Annotated in this window: 15 protein-coding genes; 8 read left to right on the plus strand and 7 right to left on the minus strand. The window is 63.3% G+C overall.

Going from position 1 to position 15,503, the window contains the following annotated elements; genetic code table 11:
- Positions 1–14: 14 nt before the first annotated feature.
- Positions 15–1,010: an HD domain-containing phosphohydrolase gene (locus tag ACL9RI_RS20735; RefSeq protein WP_422728382.1), complete on the plus strand. Its 996-nt coding sequence runs from the start codon at positions 15–17 to the stop codon at positions 1,008–1,010.
- 18 nt (positions 1,011–1,028) lie between these two features.
- Here the strand turns inward: ACL9RI_RS20735 and ACL9RI_RS20740 are convergent, their stop codons facing one another.
- The 4 genes from ACL9RI_RS20740 to ACL9RI_RS20755 all read right to left on the minus strand — a co-directional run bounded on the left by ACL9RI_RS20740 (position 1,029) and on the right by ACL9RI_RS20755 (position 5,175).
- On the minus strand, positions 1,029–1,586 hold the full coding sequence (locus tag ACL9RI_RS20740) for an RES family NAD+ phosphorylase (RefSeq protein WP_422728591.1): 558 nt from the start codon (positions 1,584–1,586) through the stop codon (positions 1,029–1,031).
- Positions 1,587–1,710: 124 nt separating this feature from the next.
- On the minus strand, positions 1,711–2,355 hold the full coding sequence (locus ACL9RI_RS20745; protein WP_422728383.1) for a hypothetical protein: 645 nt from the start codon (positions 2,353–2,355) through the stop codon (positions 1,711–1,713).
- Positions 2,356–2,473: 118 nt separating this feature from the next.
- Positions 2,474–4,357 carry an esterase/lipase family protein gene (locus ACL9RI_RS20750; RefSeq protein WP_422728384.1) on the minus strand — a complete coding sequence of 628 codons (1,884 nt, stop codon included), beginning with the start codon at positions 4,355–4,357 and terminating at the stop codon, positions 2,474–2,476.
- A 14-nt stretch (positions 4,358–4,371) separates the two neighbouring features.
- Entirely contained in the window at positions 4,372–5,175 is an 804-nt protein-coding gene (locus ACL9RI_RS20755; RefSeq protein WP_422728385.1) for a DUF481 domain-containing protein, read from the minus strand.
- A 244-nt stretch (positions 5,176–5,419) separates the two neighbouring features.
- Between ACL9RI_RS20755 and ACL9RI_RS20760 the strand changes: the two genes are divergently transcribed.
- On the plus strand, positions 5,420–5,794 hold the full coding sequence (locus tag ACL9RI_RS20760; protein ID WP_422728386.1) for a hypothetical protein: 375 nt from the start codon (positions 5,420–5,422) through the stop codon (positions 5,792–5,794).
- Here ACL9RI_RS20760 and leuD read toward each other — a convergent pair whose 3' ends face one another.
- Genes leuD through ACL9RI_RS20775 form a run of 3 tightly spaced genes read right to left on the minus strand, consistent with a single transcriptional unit; the run spans position 5,795 to position 8,744 of the window.
- Positions 5,795–6,412, minus strand: a complete 618-nt coding sequence (gene leuD / locus ACL9RI_RS20765) for a 3-isopropylmalate dehydratase small subunit (RefSeq protein WP_422728387.1) — start codon at positions 6,410–6,412, stop codon at positions 5,795–5,797.
- Positions 6,409–7,845 (minus strand): 3-isopropylmalate dehydratase large subunit, encoded by a 1,437-nt coding sequence (leuC, locus tag ACL9RI_RS20770; protein WP_422728388.1) that lies wholly within the window; start codon positions 7,843–7,845, stop codon positions 6,409–6,411. Before leuC ends, leuD begins: the two co-directional genes overlap by 4 nt.
- A complete protein-coding gene (locus ACL9RI_RS20775; protein WP_422728389.1) occupies positions 7,842–8,744 on the minus strand; it encodes an alpha/beta fold hydrolase in 903 nt (300 codons plus the stop codon). Before ACL9RI_RS20775 ends, leuC begins: the two co-directional genes overlap by 4 nt.
- A 103-nt stretch (positions 8,745–8,847) precedes the next feature.
- On the opposite strand from ACL9RI_RS20775, the gene ACL9RI_RS20780 reads away from it, so the two are divergent.
- The 6 genes from ACL9RI_RS20780 to msrA all read left to right on the plus strand — a co-directional run bounded on the left by ACL9RI_RS20780 (position 8,848) and on the right by msrA (position 15,319).
- Positions 8,848–9,753, plus strand: a complete 906-nt coding sequence (locus ACL9RI_RS20780; protein WP_422728390.1) for a LysR family transcriptional regulator — start codon at positions 8,848–8,850, stop codon at positions 9,751–9,753.
- Positions 9,754–9,953: 200 nt separating this feature from the next.
- Positions 9,954–10,640 carry a winged helix-turn-helix domain-containing protein gene (locus ACL9RI_RS20785; RefSeq protein ID WP_422728592.1) on the plus strand — a complete coding sequence of 229 codons (687 nt, stop codon included), beginning with the start codon at positions 9,954–9,956 and terminating at the stop codon, positions 10,638–10,640.
- Positions 10,641–10,665: 25 nt separating this feature from the next.
- Positions 10,666–12,036 (plus strand): ATP-binding protein, encoded by a 1,371-nt coding sequence (locus ACL9RI_RS20790; RefSeq protein ID WP_422728391.1) that lies wholly within the window; start codon positions 10,666–10,668, stop codon positions 12,034–12,036.
- A 193-nt stretch (positions 12,037–12,229) separates the two neighbouring features.
- On the plus strand, positions 12,230–13,204 hold the full coding sequence (gene hemB, locus ACL9RI_RS20795; protein WP_422728392.1) for a porphobilinogen synthase: 975 nt from the start codon (positions 12,230–12,232) through the stop codon (positions 13,202–13,204).
- Between the two features lie 187 nt (positions 13,205–13,391).
- Positions 13,392–14,765 carry an MBL fold metallo-hydrolase gene (locus ACL9RI_RS20800; protein ID WP_422728393.1) on the plus strand — a complete coding sequence of 458 codons (1,374 nt, stop codon included), beginning with the start codon at positions 13,392–13,394 and terminating at the stop codon, positions 14,763–14,765.
- A 41-nt stretch (positions 14,766–14,806) separates the two neighbouring features.
- Entirely contained in the window at positions 14,807–15,319 is a 513-nt protein-coding gene (gene msrA, locus ACL9RI_RS20805) for a peptide-methionine (S)-S-oxide reductase MsrA (RefSeq protein ID WP_422728394.1), read from the plus strand.
- Positions 15,320–15,503: the final 184 nt, after the last annotated feature.

The following is a 15,503-nucleotide window of genomic DNA, read 5'->3' on the forward strand; positions in this document are numbered from 1 at the left end:
ACAAGATAATGACGATGAAATTACCCGAACAAAAACCAACCTTGCTGCTGGTCGATGATGAAGCGACCAACCTGCAGGTGCTGCGCCAGATCCTGCAGGACGACTACCGACTGCTGTATGCCAAGGATGGCGCCAAGGCGCTGGAACTGGCGCAAAACAATGCCGTTGAACTGATCCTGCTCGACATCATGATGCCCGACATGACGGGCTATGACGTGTGCCGCCGCCTGAAGGCGATACCGCTGACGGCCGCCATTCCCGTCATTTTCGTCACCGCCCTGTGCGACGTGAAGGATGAGGCGGACGGTTTCGAGGCGGGCGCCGTCGATTACATCACCAAGCCGGTCAGCCCGCCCATCGTGCGCGCCCGCGTGCGTACGCACCTGTCGCTGGTCGACGCCGAAGAATTGCGCCGCTCGCGCCTGCAAGTGATCCAGACGCTGGGCCAGGCGGCCGAGTACAAGGATAACGAGACGGGCATGCACGTCATCCGCATGAGCTATTACGCGCGCCAGCTGGCGCTGGCGGCCGGCTACAGCGCGGCGCAGGCCGAGGATTTGCTGAACGCGGCGCCCATGCACGACGTGGGCAAGATCGGCATCCCCGACGCCATCCTGCAAAAGCCGGGCAAGCTCGATGCCGAGGAGTGGAAGATCATGCGCAGCCATGCCGAGATCGGCGCCGCCATCATCGGCGAGCACGCGCATGGCTTGCTGAAGATGGCGCGCACCATCGCCCTGACGCACCATGAAAAATGGGACGGCAGCGGTTATCCGCACGGCTTGAAGGGCGAGGAAATCCCCCACGAAGGCCGCATCGTGGCGATTGCCGACGTGTTCGACGCGCTCACCAGCGAGCGCCCGTACAAGCGCGCCTGGACAGTCGAGGAAGCCATCGCCGCCATGCAGCGCGACAGCGGCACGCACTTCGATCCCGAGCTGCTGGCCTTGTTTGTCGAGCAGTTACCGGCAATGCTGGAAATCAAGGATAAGTGGCGCGAGCCGGCTTGATATCTTGCCGGCCTCATTTCAGGGCGGAGCTACGCGCAACTGATCGGTCAGCAACTGCGCATAGGCCTGGCTATCGCAGAACGCCAGGAATGAGTGCGTCATTTGTTTGCCCAGCGATTCCATGTGGCGCGAGGAAATGGCATAGGCAAGTTTGCCCGGCTGGCGGCGTGACGGATACACGAAGCCATGAATTGGTTCTTCTTCCTGCGCAATGATCTGGTCAAGCTGCCAGCCCAGCCACTGGCACCAGGAGTGATCGGGATTGCGCAGTTGATCGTAGATGCCCAGTCGGCTGGCGGCCAGCCCGGTCAGGTCGAGCAAGTGCAAGGACTCGCTGAATGACAGGGTCACCATCAGGGCTTGCTCCGCACCGTAGTCGATGTAAAACGTGCCGGGACGCGTGACGTCGTTACGGCAAAGCTGTGCTTCCCAGATTGCTGTGCAGGCATCGTCCGCAAGATACACCCAGTGATAAGGAAAACCATGCAAGCCGGCCAGCTCAGCAGGCGGGCCGAAGCGGTAGGTCCGTTCGACTTTCAATGGCCAGATCGATGCCTTGTTCCAGGCTGCGCGCACCAAGGCTTGGTTTGCTTGAAGGGTAATAACATTGCTCCATAATTCAGCGCGCAGCAAGGCAAGCGATGGAAGTTGTGCCGCCACCCCGGGCGGGATGGGCGTTTCCTTGAGCTGATATAGCATGCTAGCCTATGATATCGGCCATGCCCCTTTGCTGCCACTGTGCCGCCGTTATCACCTTGCGTAGTCGTTCGCGTGCCGGCAGATCCAGCAGCGCTTGCTGGCTGGAGTGAATCTCGGCACGTGTTTCGAACGATTTTCCTGCTAGCATTTCCGCAGGTGAAAGGTCGTTAAGTTCCTCGGCACTGCTTACCCAGAAGGCATGAATTTCACTACTCGGCTGGCCGGTAAATATGGCCAGTACGGGTGCTATCAGTTCTGGTACCGGCTGGATAAATTGCCAGGCCGGAAATTCCTTGCCGATACTGCGGCCCTTGGGTGTCACGCAATAAAACCGCTTGTTGTCGACCGCGCGATACAGCGACGCCTGAGACAGCTCCACCCATCCTTGTTCGACTACCTCTGACACCTTGAGCTTTGATACTGGAAGCCGCGCTTGCGTGGACGGCAAGTCCGTACCCAGCGCGATGCGCGCCTCATTGAGTGCGCGCGTGGCCAGATCGAGCAATCGGCTACGGTCAGGGCCTTGCGCCAGTATGTCGAGGCGCGCGCTGACCAGTCTTGAGAATTGTTCAATTAGCCGCAAGTCGCTACCGGATAATTCCTGATGGCCGGGTAGCAGAGCGTGGTGGTTTACATGCGGTGTCATATTGATTCCTCAGGTAAATGTATACATCGACTGCTTCGGGCAGGCTAGAAGTCACAGTCCACTATATGCAAATTTCTCGAGTTTCGCAAGTTTATCATCGCATGAGCTTGCTACAGGCCTAATCAGCCAGCCGCAAAATCCGCCGTATCTCCAGGATCGCCTGCGGGCTTTCCTGCACGCTGTGCCAGGAGGGAATGACTTTCTCGGATTGCGCGCCGTCCAGGTGGGCGCTGGCGTAGGGCACCACGCCGTCGCTCGAATCTTGCAGCGGCAGGTCTGGCGTGTCGTTGCCCATGATCGAGTAGTAGCGCACTCGTGGACTGATCGGCAGGTCGGCTACCAGGCGCACGAACGGGTCCTTGTCGCTGAGGTTATCGATGCTGTTGGGGATGCGCAGCGGTTCGCTGCTGCCCGTGTCGAGCTGTGCCAGGCTGCCGGCGGCGTCTGATAACTGGTCCAGCATGGTGATCGGCAGGGTGATCAGGTTGGCGATCCAGCGCGCCACCTTGTGGTTGGCGAACGAGGTGCCGCGGTGCGGTGCGGCGATGAAGATGGCGCGGTTCACCTGCGGCATGGCGCCAAATTCCAGGTACGGCGCCAGGCCGGCACGCACTTTTTCCGCTTTCTTGCCCTTCAAATTGTATTCTTCGGTGATGGCGTCGAGCAGGGTCGTGTTCGCATCCGATACCATCAGGCGCGACAGCACGCCACCCATGCTGTGGCCGATCAAGGCCATGTCGTTCGAGGCCGCCGCCCTGGCCGACGGGTCGAAGTGGGCCAGGGTGGCGTCGAGCGCCTGGCGGATGGCCAGGTTGTTGGCGGCCAGCGGCGCATTGCTGGGGTAATACACTTGCCAGATCTGGTAGCGGCGGCGCAGCTGCTCGTCGCCCATCAGTTCATTGGCGACATTGATCCACGCTTCCGGGCTGCTGGCCAGGCCATGCAGCATGACGATGGTGCGCTTGTCCGGGTCGTAGGGCTGCATCAGGTGCACCTGCGGGCGCGCGATGCCTTCGGCGCGGCCAAACAGGGTGCGCAGCGCCTGCACGCCGAAGCCGGAGCGGGCCAGCCACAAGCCATATCCGGCCGTGAAGTTGGCGGCCACCGGCAGCTCGCGGCCGGCCATATTGATGGTGCTGTTACGGTAAGGGTCGGCCAGCACGATCATCAACTGCTGCGTGGCCAGCACTTCGGTGAGGGTTTTGCCTTCGAAGCGGATCAGCGCCGTGACGACCGGGAAGCGCGTTTCCTGGTACGGTACTTCCGCGCCAGCTGCCTGCGCGGGCTTGGGCATGACGGCCACCAGGTCGGCGCCGAAGCCGTCGCGCCGGTAGACATTGCGCAGGCCGGAAAATTTCAATGAGGTGGCCGGCAGCAGTTCTTCCGGCAGGGTGCCGTCGTGCGGCAGGCGCAGGGCCGACAACTCGCTGTCGATGTCCCAGCCGGCCACGCGGATCACCTTGCCATCGGGGCGGTATTCCCCGCGATGGTGGAACAGGTTGCCGACGGCTTTTTGCACGGCATAGTTATAGTAGTCGCGAATTTGCGTCTGGCGTTCTTCGAACGCGCGTTCACCGGGCGAGCGGGCCGTGTAAAACAGGTAGGCGTAGGCGTAGCGGGCCGATTCCAGCCAGGCGGCCAGCACTTCGGCATTGTTCTTTGCCTCCCGTTTCTCTTCGGCCAGTGCGCTTTCCAGCCATAGTTCGGACAGGGTAGCCAGGCGCTGCTCGTCGCTGAGCAATTCGGAGCGGGCCAGGTCGGCGCGGCAGGAGCCGGCATTGGCTTCACAGGCGGAGATGTCGCTGCCGATAATGCGCAGCACTTCGCTTGCCGAGGCGCTCAGCTTGCCGGTGGTGAGGATATCGCCGCGCCGCTGCTGCAGGTAGTCGGCGGGCGAGATCGAGCTGACGGTGACGGCCGCGCAGCCGCTCAGCATCAGCGCGGCGCACAGCAGCAGGCTGCTTTTCAGCCCATTTCCCAAGCCGCGGGTGCGCATCAGCATGCGTGTCTGCTGCCTCAGAACGAGTACACCAGCGTCAGCGAAGTCTGGGTATCGGTGTTCTTCTTGTCTTCAGGGACGTGCGTATCGCTGCGGGCGCTGAAGGCCGCCTTCATCTGCATGGTGCCGTTGATCTTGGTGCTGAGCGCCGTCTCGGCGATCGAGTGGGTGTTCGAGGTGCCGCGTTCGACGCTGACCGTTTGCGTGAACAGGGCCGACTGGCTGATTTTCCATTTCATGGCGGCCGCGCCACGTATCGTCAGCCCGTGTTCCGATTCGCCGGTTTCCGAGGTGCCGTTGAAGTAGCCTGGACCGACTTCCACGTCCAGGCTCTTGTCGTCCGACTGGTACCAGCGCGAGCCATGACCGACTGCCAGGGTCGAGTATCTGGTGTAGGCGCCGAAGCGGTCGTTGACGTGCGAGGCCAGCACGAACAGTTTTTCATTTTCCGTTGTCAGCTTGTAGGCTGCCTTGGCCGAGGCCGAGAAGCGTTCAGCCGAGCGTTCGCGGATCTTCTGGCCTGCATCGTTGGTGGTTTCGTCTTCCTTGAAATAACCGCTGAAAATGTACTCGTTACTCCAGTTGTCGAGCTCCTGGCGCGCATCGATCTTGCCAGTCACCGAAGTGCCCACGGTATTGCCGGTGGTGGTGATGGCGCCCAGTTCGGCCGAGGTGGCCCAGCTGCCAATCGGGATTTGATCGAACAGCACGGTTTGTTTGATCGGTTTGCTGTCTTTGGGATCTTTGGCGTCAATGGCGTAGGCGCCGCCGTGAGCGATGGACAATGCCAGCGCCAGTGCGAGAGTAGTGGTCGATTTCATGGCTATAAGCGTGTCTTTGGCCAGTGCGCCTGCGGCGGCGCACTGCCTGCGGTTCGTCAATTGGTTAGCGGTGACGCAGAGGGCCGCCGGCACGGGGCATCAACACCGTGTGCGCGGGCGCGGCCTATCATTGTCGAGGCCGTATTGTACCTGAGCCTGTCCGCTATCCGCTGATCGCCTGCCATCTTGCCTGGCGCGGGAATGCTGGTATAGTGATTATTACCTTGATACTGGATAATCACCGATGAAAACGCTGGTCTGCAGCCTGGCCTTGCTGGGCGCTGGTTTTGCCGGGGCACAAACGCCCGCGCCGGTAGCGGCAGCACAGGCTCCTTCCGTTGCGCCGGCACTGACGCAGACGATGATACGCGACGCCGTGCACGCCGTGCTGGCAGAGGAGGCCAAGGCGGCCGAGGGGCAGCCCGCCATGCAGCAGGTGACGATACGCGGCGACAAATATGAGAAATTTGGCGCCGCCTTCAGTGAAGCGCAAGTGCCCGATTGCCTGCATGAAGACGGTTTGAAGCGCCAGCCGACCAACCTCGGGCCGATCGGCCTTGGCGGCATCCTGGCGCTGCCGTTCGTGGCGGTGGCCAAGCTGCGCGGCAAATGTAATTAGCTACAAGACCCGCATCCACGGTTGCGCCGCCACATGGCGCTGCTCGAAGACTTCAATCTGCGGTAGTGATTGCAGGGTCAGGGCGACCATGTCCATGCCGTCGACCAGCATGCGCCTGCTGCGCGGCGCCAGCGTAAATGGCGTGAGCGCGCCGTCTGGCGCGCGTATCGTCAGCGCCAGCAGGTCGATTTCCAGCGTTGGCTGGCTGGCCTGCGCCAGGGCGCCGACCAGCGCATCGATGGCCGATTGTTCCAGCATGATGGGCAGCAGGCGGTTGTTGAGCGCATTGCCATAGAAAATTTCACCATAGCTGGGCGCGATCACGGCGGCGATGCCGAATTGCTGCAAGCCCCATACGGCGTGTTCGCGGCTGGAACCGCAGCCGAAATTCGAGCCGGCGATCAATATCCGCGTGCTCTCATAGCCGGGCTGGTTCAGGATGCAGTCTGGACGCGGCTGGCCATCGCCATCGAAGCGCAAATCGTACAGCAAGCCTTTATCGAGTCCCTCCTTGCTGATGGTGCGCAGGAATTGCTTGGGCATGATCTGGTCGGTGTCCAGGTTATCGATCAGCAGCGGCGCGGCCAGTCCTGCGATCTTCGTCAGTTGTTCAGTCATTGTGCTTGCTCCAGTGTGCGGACGTCGGTGATGGCGCCGGTGATCGCGGCGGCCGCCGCCATGGCCGGGCTCATCAGGTGGGTGCGGCTGGCGCGCCCTTGCCGTCCTTCGAAATTGCGGTTGGTGGTCGAGGCGCAGCGCTCCAGCGGCGACAGCACGTCGTCGTTCATGGCCAGGCACATCGAGCAGCCAGGCTGGCGCCACTCGAAGCCGGCGGCGATGAAGATGTCGGCCAGGCCTTCCGCCTCGGCCTGGCGGCGCACGGCGCCCGAACCCGGCACCACCATGGCGCGCACGGTGGGCGCCACCTTGTGCGTGCCGACGATGGCGGCGGCGGCGCGCAGGTCTTCGATGCGGCTATTCGTGCATGAACCGATGAACACGCGGTCGATCGGCAGGCCCGTGATGGACTCGCCGGCCCGCAGCCCCATGTAGGCCAGCGCCTTGCTCGCCATGGCCGGCGCATGCGGGTCGGCGCTGCCCGACTGCGCATCGGGAGCGGGAATGCGGGCATTGACGGGCATGCCCTGGTCCGGGCTGGTGCCCCAGGTAACGTAGGGCGCCACTGCGCTGGCGTCGAATACGTGTTCCAGGTCGAACACGGCGCCCGCGTCGCTATGCAGTGCGTCCCACAGCGCGGGCAGCGCACCGTCGTGGAAGGGCGCCGCGTGGCTGCGCAGGTAGGCGCGGGTGGCCGCGTCGGGCGCGATCAGCGCAGCGCGGGCGCCTGCCTCCACCGCCATATTACACAGGGTCATGCGCGCCTCGACGGTCAGCGCGGCGATGGCCGTGCCGCAAAACTCCACCGCATAACCGCGCGCGCCCTGGGCGCCCAGGCTGCTGATCAGGTACAAGGTCAGGTCCTTGACGGAGGTGCCGCGCGCCAGCTGCCCATCGATGCGGACGCGCATGCCTTGCGCCACCCGGTAGACCAGCGTCTGCGTGGCCAGGATATGCTCGACTTCGGAAGTGCCCACGCCGAAGCCCAGCGCGCCCAGGGCGCCATAGGTGGTGGTATGGCTGTCGCCGCACAGGATCACCATGCCGGGGCGCACCAGGCCCTGTTCCGGCGCGATGATGTGCTCTATGCCCTGGTCGATGTCATTGGTGTCGAACAGGCGGATGCTGTGGCGCTCGCAGTTGCGGCGCAAGTTGAGCGCCAGCAGGCTCGATGCAGGATCGCCGATCACGCGCTGGCCGACGGCCAGCGGCGCCGTGGGAATGATGTGCGACACGACAGCCAGTTGCTGGGCGGGGCGCAGCACGGCGCGCCCTTTGTCATGCAGGCTGCTGAAGGCTTGCGGGCTGGTGTACTCGTTCATGATGTGCAGGTCGGCGTACAACAGCACATGGTCTGCATCGAGACGTTCGACGGTGTGGCTATCGACCAGTTTCTGGTAGAGCGTGGCCGGGGCGGCTGGCTGGTGGGTCATGGCTGGCTTTCAAGAGATGTTTGGCCCAGCAGGAAGGGCAGGGTGGCGGCCAGCAGGCCGGCCGGATTTTCTTCGGGGATGTAATGGCCGCAGGGCAGTGCATGCCCTTCTACCTGTTCGGCCAGTCGCTGCCATTCGGCCAGCGGGTCGAAGCAGCGCCCGACCACGCCGTCGGCGCCCCACAGGGCCAGCATGGGACAAGTGATGCGCCGGCCGGCGGCCAGGTCGGCCCGTTCATGTTCCAGGTCGATGCTGGCGCTGGCCCGGTAGTCTTCGCAGATGCCGTGGATGGTGGCCGGGTCGCGCAGGCAGCGCAGGTATTCGGCATACGCTTCCGGCGTGAACGGCGCCAGTCCGGCCGAACGTCCGCCTATCGTGTATTGCAGGTAGGCGTCCGGGTTGCCGCTCACCAGCAGCTCGGGGAACGGCGCCGGGCGGATCAGGAAAAACCAGTGGAAGTAGCTGGTGGCGAACTCGCGGTCGGTTTGTTCATACATGGCCAGGGTGGGGGCGATGTCGAGCACCACCAGGCGCGTGATGCGTTCAGGGTGGTCGAGCGCCATGCGGTAGGCGACGCGGCCGCCGCGGTCATGCGCCATCACCAGGAAGCGCTCAAAGCCCAGCAGCTGCATCAGCCGCAGCTGTTCATTGCCCATCTCGCGTTTCGAATAATTGCTGTGGTCAGGCAGGCCGGCCGGCTTGGCGCTGTCGCCATAACCGCGCAGGTCGGCGGCGATCACCGTGAAATGGCGCGCCAGCTGGGCCGCCACCTTGTGCCAGATGACGTGGGTTTGCGGGTGGCCATGCAAGAGCAGCAGGGCGGGGCCGGAACCGCCGCGCACATAGTGCACGGGCGAGCCGTCGACCTCTAGGGTGTAGGAAGTGAAATGCTCGAACATGGTGTCTCCTGCAAAGTCAAAGTAGCGGTATGCCTGTATTCTAGGATAGTTTTTATCTATATAATTCGCTCAAGATTAAGTCATTATTTCTTTGGAGTGAAGAATGAGTGCCGTTTCGGACCTGGCTTTCTTTGCCATGCTGGTCAAGCATGGCAGCATGGCGGCGGTAGCGCGCGAAATGGGCGTCACGCCGCCCGTGATCAGCAAGACCCTGGCCAGCCTGGAAGCGCGGCTGGGCGTGCGCCTGCTCAACCGCAGCACGCGGCGCATGAGCGTGACGCAGGAAGGCGAGCTGTATTTTGCGCAAGGGACGCGCATCCTGGCCGAAATCGAAGAGCTGGAAAGCACGGTGGCGGCCAGCCGCGCCGTGCCGCGCGGCCTGTTGCGCGTGAATGCCAGCATCGGCTTCGGACGGCGCCATATCGGCCCGGCGATCGCTGCCTTTGCCCGCGAATACCCGGAAGTGGAAGTGCAATTGCAGGTCAGCGACCGGCCCGCCAACCTGGCTGACACGGCGTTTGACGTGGGCATCCGTATCGGCGCGCTGCCCGACGCCCGCCTGTATGCGCGCCGTATCGCGGCCAATGAGCGCTGGCTGTGCGCGGCGCCCCAGTATTTAAGGGGGCGGCCGCCGCTGGCCGTGCCGCGCGACCTGGCCCGCCACCAGTGCATCGTGCTGCGTGAAAATGACGCTGCCTATGGCCACTGGACCTTGTACCAGGGGCGGACCCAGGAAAGTGTCAAGGTGCGCGGCAAGCTCAGTACCAACCATGGTGAAATCGCGCTCGACTGGGCGCTGGACGGGCAGGGCATCGTGCAGCGCTCGCAGTGGGACGTGGCGCCCTACCTGCGTTCGGGTCGGCTGGTGCGCGTGCTGCCCGAGTGGAGCCTGGCGCCGGCCGACATTTTTGCCGTGTACCCGGAAAAGCTGAACCTGTCGGCGCGGGTGACGGCGTTTATCGATTTCCTGCAGCGCCATTTCGCCACCACCGCACGGCAGGACTGGTAAGTAGACGCTGCCTGGCGTATGCTGCGCGTATTCACCCATTTAGAAAACCCGACATAACCACTGCGCGTCACGATTTGCGGTCCGCGATGCTCACTGCCTCGGCGGCCCCGTGCCTGGTACAGCTCCGCTTCGCAGCCACAACTCTCATCCGCTCGCGACGGTTTTGTCAGGTGTTATTGATTTTTTACAAGGAATACCCCGTGCGCTGCCTGGTCATTGAAGACGAAGCCGATACATCCCGTTATATCTGCGCCGGCTTGCGCGAGGCGGGCCACGACGTCACTGCCTGCGACAACGGCATCGACGGCATGCGCCTGGCCTGCGGCGAAGAGTGGGACGCCCTGATACTGGACCGATTGCTGCCCGGCGAACTCGATGGCCTGGCCATCGTCGCGCGCCTGCGCGGCCTGGGCCGCAATACGCCGGTGCTGGTGCTGTCGGCATTATCGAGCGTCGACGAGCGCGTGCGCGGCCTGCGCAGCGGCGGCGACGATTATCTGTCGAAACCGTTCGCCATCGCCGAACTGCTGGCGCGCATCGAGGCGCTGCTGCGCCGCGCGGCTCCCGTGCCGGACGCCACCCAATTGCAGGTGGCCGACCTGGTGCTCGACATGCGCACCATGCGCGTGACGCGCGCCAACCGCCAGATTGCGCTGCAGCCGCGTGAATTCCGTTTGCTGGAATACCTGATGCGCCACCAGGGCCAGTCGGTCACGCGCGCCATGCTGCTCGAAGCCGTGTGGGATTACCATTTTGACCCGCAGACCAACGTCATCGACGTGCAGGTCAGCCGCCTGCGCACCAAGATTGACAAGGAATTCTCTCCGCCGCTGATCCACACGGTGCGCGGCGTGGGGTATACGCTGGGCGTGCTCGATGGCGCCTGATGAGGATGCGTGACGGCGATGTTGAATGAATATGCTTAATATCCACCGCTCCATCGCGGCCCGCCTGGCGCTCGGCTATGGCTTGCTGACGGCGCTGTCGATCGCCGTTGTCTGCGGCGTGTTCTATGTCGGCACCATCGGCGTGCTGGACCGCAGCGTGGACCACAAGCTGGTGGTGCTGTCCGGCCGCCTGGCCTCGCTGTACGATGTGAGCGACGGCGGCGCGGCCGTTTCCGCTGAAATTGCCCATTTGCTCACCGACCGCACCGACAGCGACACCGAGATTTTTTTGCTGGTGGGCGCCAATGGCAAGCGCATCTCGGGCAATCTGTCGGACTGGCCGGACCCTGCCAGTCCCGTGGGCCGGCTGCTGCACCGCGACGTGACGCGCGAAGGCCGGCGCGTGCCGGCGCGTTTGCTGATACGCGACCTCGATGGCGGTGCGCGCCTGTTCGTGGGGCGCGACATGGAAGAGGGCGAATCGATCCGCAGCCTGGTGGTGCGCTCGCTGGCCTTCGGCGGCGGCGCGGCCGTGCTGCTGGCGGTGGCCGGTGCGCTGCTGTTCCGGCGCCAGCTGGAAGCGCGTATCGGCCGCATCCGCCGCACGGCGGCCGAAATCGAGGCCGGTGATCTGAGCCGGCGCATTCCGGTGACCAGCGATGATGAATTCGGCTTGCTGAGCCGCGACATCAACCGCATGCTGGACCGCATCGAGCACTTGATGGAGGGTGTGCGCCACGTGTCGAACGCGATTGCGCACGACTTGCGTACGCCGCTGGGGCGTATCCGCAACAAGCTCGATGGCGCCTTGCGGGTCGCCGCCGAAGTGCAGACGCGGGAAGGCCATGCGCAGGCGGCGCAGGCGGCCATCGACGATATCGATGAACTGACGCGCGTGTTCGACAAGCTGCTGCAGATCGCCGCCGCCGAATCGGGCATGCGGCCCGAGAACTTCAGCGACATCGACCTGCACCAGATCGGCGCCGACATCGTGGAAATGTACGAAGCCACGGCCGACGAGCGGGGCGTGCTGCTGGTGCAGATGTATGGACAGGACGTGCCGGCGCGCGGCGACCGCAATCTGCTGGGCAGCGCGCTGGCCAGCCTGGTCGACAACGCCATCAAGTATGCGGGCTCCGGTGCGACGGTGGAAGTGTCGGCCGGCGCGGATGAAAGCGGCAGCTGGCTGGCCGTGCGCGACAACGGTCCCGGCGTGCCGCCGGAAGAACTGCCGAAACTGACGCAGCGCTTTTATCGTCTCGACAAGAGCCGCCACCTGCCCGGCAATGGCCTGGGGCTGTCCATCGTGGCCGCCATCGCTGCCCTGCATGGCGGCAGCCTGGTGATCGAGGATGCGGCGCCGGGCCTGTGCATACGTTTGCGCCTGGTACGGTAAGCATGGGCCGGCATTTGCCGGACTTGCCCAGTACGGGCGGTGCCAGCCAGGCCAAACCTGCTACGGCCAGTCCCGCGCAGCCACGCCTTGCCGGCGTTTTTTGACTTGGGCGCCATTTTCATCGCGGCGCCAGGCAAAAGCGCCGCGATGGGCGTATACTTGTCGGCGTTCTTAACCTGAAGCCAGTCACCCCATGCCAGCAACATTCCCTACTTCGCGTATGCGCCGCCTGCGCGCAACGCCCCAACTGCGCGAATTGTTCCGCGAAACCGAGATCAATGCGCGCGACCTGGTCCTGCCGATCTTCGTCGATGAAGGCAGCAGCGACTTTATCGAGATCGCCTCCATGCCCGGCGTGCGCCGCATCCCAGAAGCGAAGCTGGCGCAGGAAGTCGAGCGCTATGCGCGCGCAGGCCTGCGCTCGGTCATGACCTTCGGCATTTCGCACCACAAGGATAGCCACGGCAGCGACACCCTGAACCCGGACGGCCTGGTGGCGCGCATGTCGCGCATCATCAAGGATGCCGTGCCCGAGATGGTGGTCATGTCCGACACCTGCTTCTGCGAATACACGGACCATGGCCATTGCGGCATCCTGCATGGCGATACGGTCGACAACGACAGCACGGTACTGAACCTGGGCAAGCAAGCCGTGATCGCCGCGCAGGCCGGCGCCGACATCATCGCGCCATCGGCGGCGATGGATGGCCAGGTGGCCGCCATCCGCAGCGCCCTCGATGCAGCCGGTTTCCACGACACCCCGGTGATGGCGTATTCGACCAAGTTCGCCTCGGGCCTGTATGGCCCGTTCCGCGACGCGGCCGGCAGCAGCCTGAAGGGCGACCGCAAGACCTACCAGATGGACCCGATGAACCGCCGCGAAGCGATCCGCGAATCGTTGATCGACGAAGCCGAAGGCGCCGACGCGCTGATGGTCAAGCCGGCCGGCGCCTACCTGGACATCATCCGCGACCTGCGCGAAGCGACGCGTCTGCCGATCGGCGCCTACCAGGTCAGCGGCGAATACGCGATGATCAAGTTTGCCGCACAGGCAGGCGCCATCGACGAGCGCCGCGTGGTGCAGGAAACCCTGGGCGCCATCAAGCGCGCAGGCGCCGACATGATTTTTACCTATTTTGCGATGGATGTGCTGAACAACCCATATTAAACACCCATCAAAACCTACTGCGCGTCGAGATTTGCGGCCTGCGATGCTCACCGTGCATGCGCACGGCTCCGCTTCTCAGCCACAACTCTCTTCCGCTCGCTACGGTTTTGTTGGGTGTTCTAAGCCTGGATAGGGGCAGGGCGCGCCATTTCCGCTATGATGGCGCGCTGTTGATAATGAGTTGCCCATGTCCCTGAAAATCTCCCGCATCCTGCACGCCGGTTATGTCTTCGAAAGCGGTGGCACGTCCATCGCTTTCGATCCCATCGTGGAAAATCCGTTCAGCCGCAACTGCCACGCGTTTCCATCCGTGCGCTTCGAGCCGGAACAGGTGCGCCACCTGCGCCTCGATGCGATCTTCATCTCGCACCTGCACGACGACCATCTGTCGCTCGACAGCCTCGACCATTTCGACCGTGCCACCCCCATCTACCTGTATTGCGTCTTCGACGAGCTGTTCGCGATGCTGCGCGCGCTGGGCTTTGCGCAGGTACACCGCCTGCAGGTCGATCTGCCGGTGCAGGTGGGCAGCATCGAGATCATCCCGCGCCGCGCCCTGGATGATGATGTCGATTCGCTGTTCCAGGTGCGGGCGGGTGGCCTGAATGTATTGAACGTGGTCGATTCCTGGATCGGCCCCGACACCATCGCGCAACTGGCGCAATTTGCGCCGTGGGACATGGTCTTGTGGCCATTCCAGACCATGCGCGAAATCGCCGTGATCGCACCGTCGCGCGCTGGCACGGATGCCGGCCCGGTGGAATTGCCCGACGACTGGGTGCCGCAGCTGCGCGCGCTGGCGCCGCGCTACATCGTGCCCAGCTCCTGCCAGTTCGTGCAGGAAGACTGGTCCTGGTATAACCACGCCATGTTCCCCGTCACCTATCGCCAGTTTGCGCAGGAAATCGGCGCTGCGCTGCCCGATGCGCATATACTCAGGCTCGATCCTTCCACCTCCGTGCTGCTCGATGGCGAGGGCTTGACACCAGCCGCACCGCTGCCGTGGGTGATCCCCGTGGGGCCGCAGGATGTCGACTTCGATTACCGGCCAGGCTTGACCCCGCCCGCCACGGCGGATATCGCGCGACGTTTTGCGCCCTTGAGCGGGCCTGACGCCGCGCTGGTGCTCGATTTTTGCCGTGACGGCCTGCTGCAGCGCTACCGCGACATGGAGCTGGCCGAGGACAGCTATTTCCAGGCCCCGCGGCTGTGGCGCCTGTCCTTGTACGGCCATGACGGCACAGTCACTATGCTGCACTACCGCACGCATGGCGACCAGATTGCGCTGGTGGAACAGGCGGACGAGGCGCCAGGCTGGACCACCGAAGTGCCGCTGGTGAAGTGCCATGCGGCGCTGGTGCTGGGCGAATCGCTGACGTCGATGTACATGCGCATCAACGATCATGCCTTCGATGCGGCCACCCAGGCGCTGCTCGACGAAGCCGATATCGTCGACGATCCTTTGATACGCTGCCTGTTCAACGACGCCATCGGCGCTTATCAGGCAGCGCAACTCAGGCGTTTGCTGGCACGGCCTGACGAAAAACCGGCGACGCGGTAAGATGGCTGTTTTACGCATTGTTGAACAAGGAATTGACTACCATGGCACATGACAACAACACTGAAACTGCCATCCTGGCAGGCGGCTGCTTCTGGGGCGTGCAGGACTTGCTGCGCCGTTATCCGGGCGTGCTGGCCACGCGCGTGGGCTACAGCGGCGGCGACGTGGCCAACGCCACCTACCGCAACCATGGCACGCATGCCGAAGCGATTGAAATCGTTTTCGATCCAGCCGTCATCAGCTATCGCAAGATCCTCGAATTCTTCTTCCAGATCCACGACCCCAGCACGGAAAATCGCCAGGGCAATGATTTGGGCACCAGCTACCGCTCGGCCATTTTCTATACCAGCGAAGCGCAAAAGCAGGTGGCGCTGGACACCATCCGTGACGTTGACGCTTCCGGCCTGTGGCCGGGCAAGGTTGTGACGCAAGTGGAAGCGGCCGGCCCGTTCTGGCAAGCGGAACCCGAGCACCAGGATTACCTGGAGCGCTTGCCAAATGGCTATACCTGCCATTTCGTGCGCCCGGACTGGGTGTTGCCGCAGCGCGGCTGATCCAACCTGCCCGTTGTATCCAGACGCCCGCTTAGCCGGGCGTTTTTATTTTTGATCTGCATCAACATAATCTTTGCGCCAGATCTAGGGGCATCGTTACGTTTGGTGATAGCCAATTGCGGTAATAGGGGGCTGCATAAAATAGCTGGAATTCAAGGCAATAATGTGAGTATATTGACATCAA

The sequence above is a fragment of the Janthinobacterium sp. Mn2066 genome, assembly GCF_049319705.1.
In the GTDB taxonomy this organism is placed as follows: domain Bacteria; phylum Pseudomonadota; class Gammaproteobacteria; order Burkholderiales; family Burkholderiaceae_D; genus Janthinobacterium.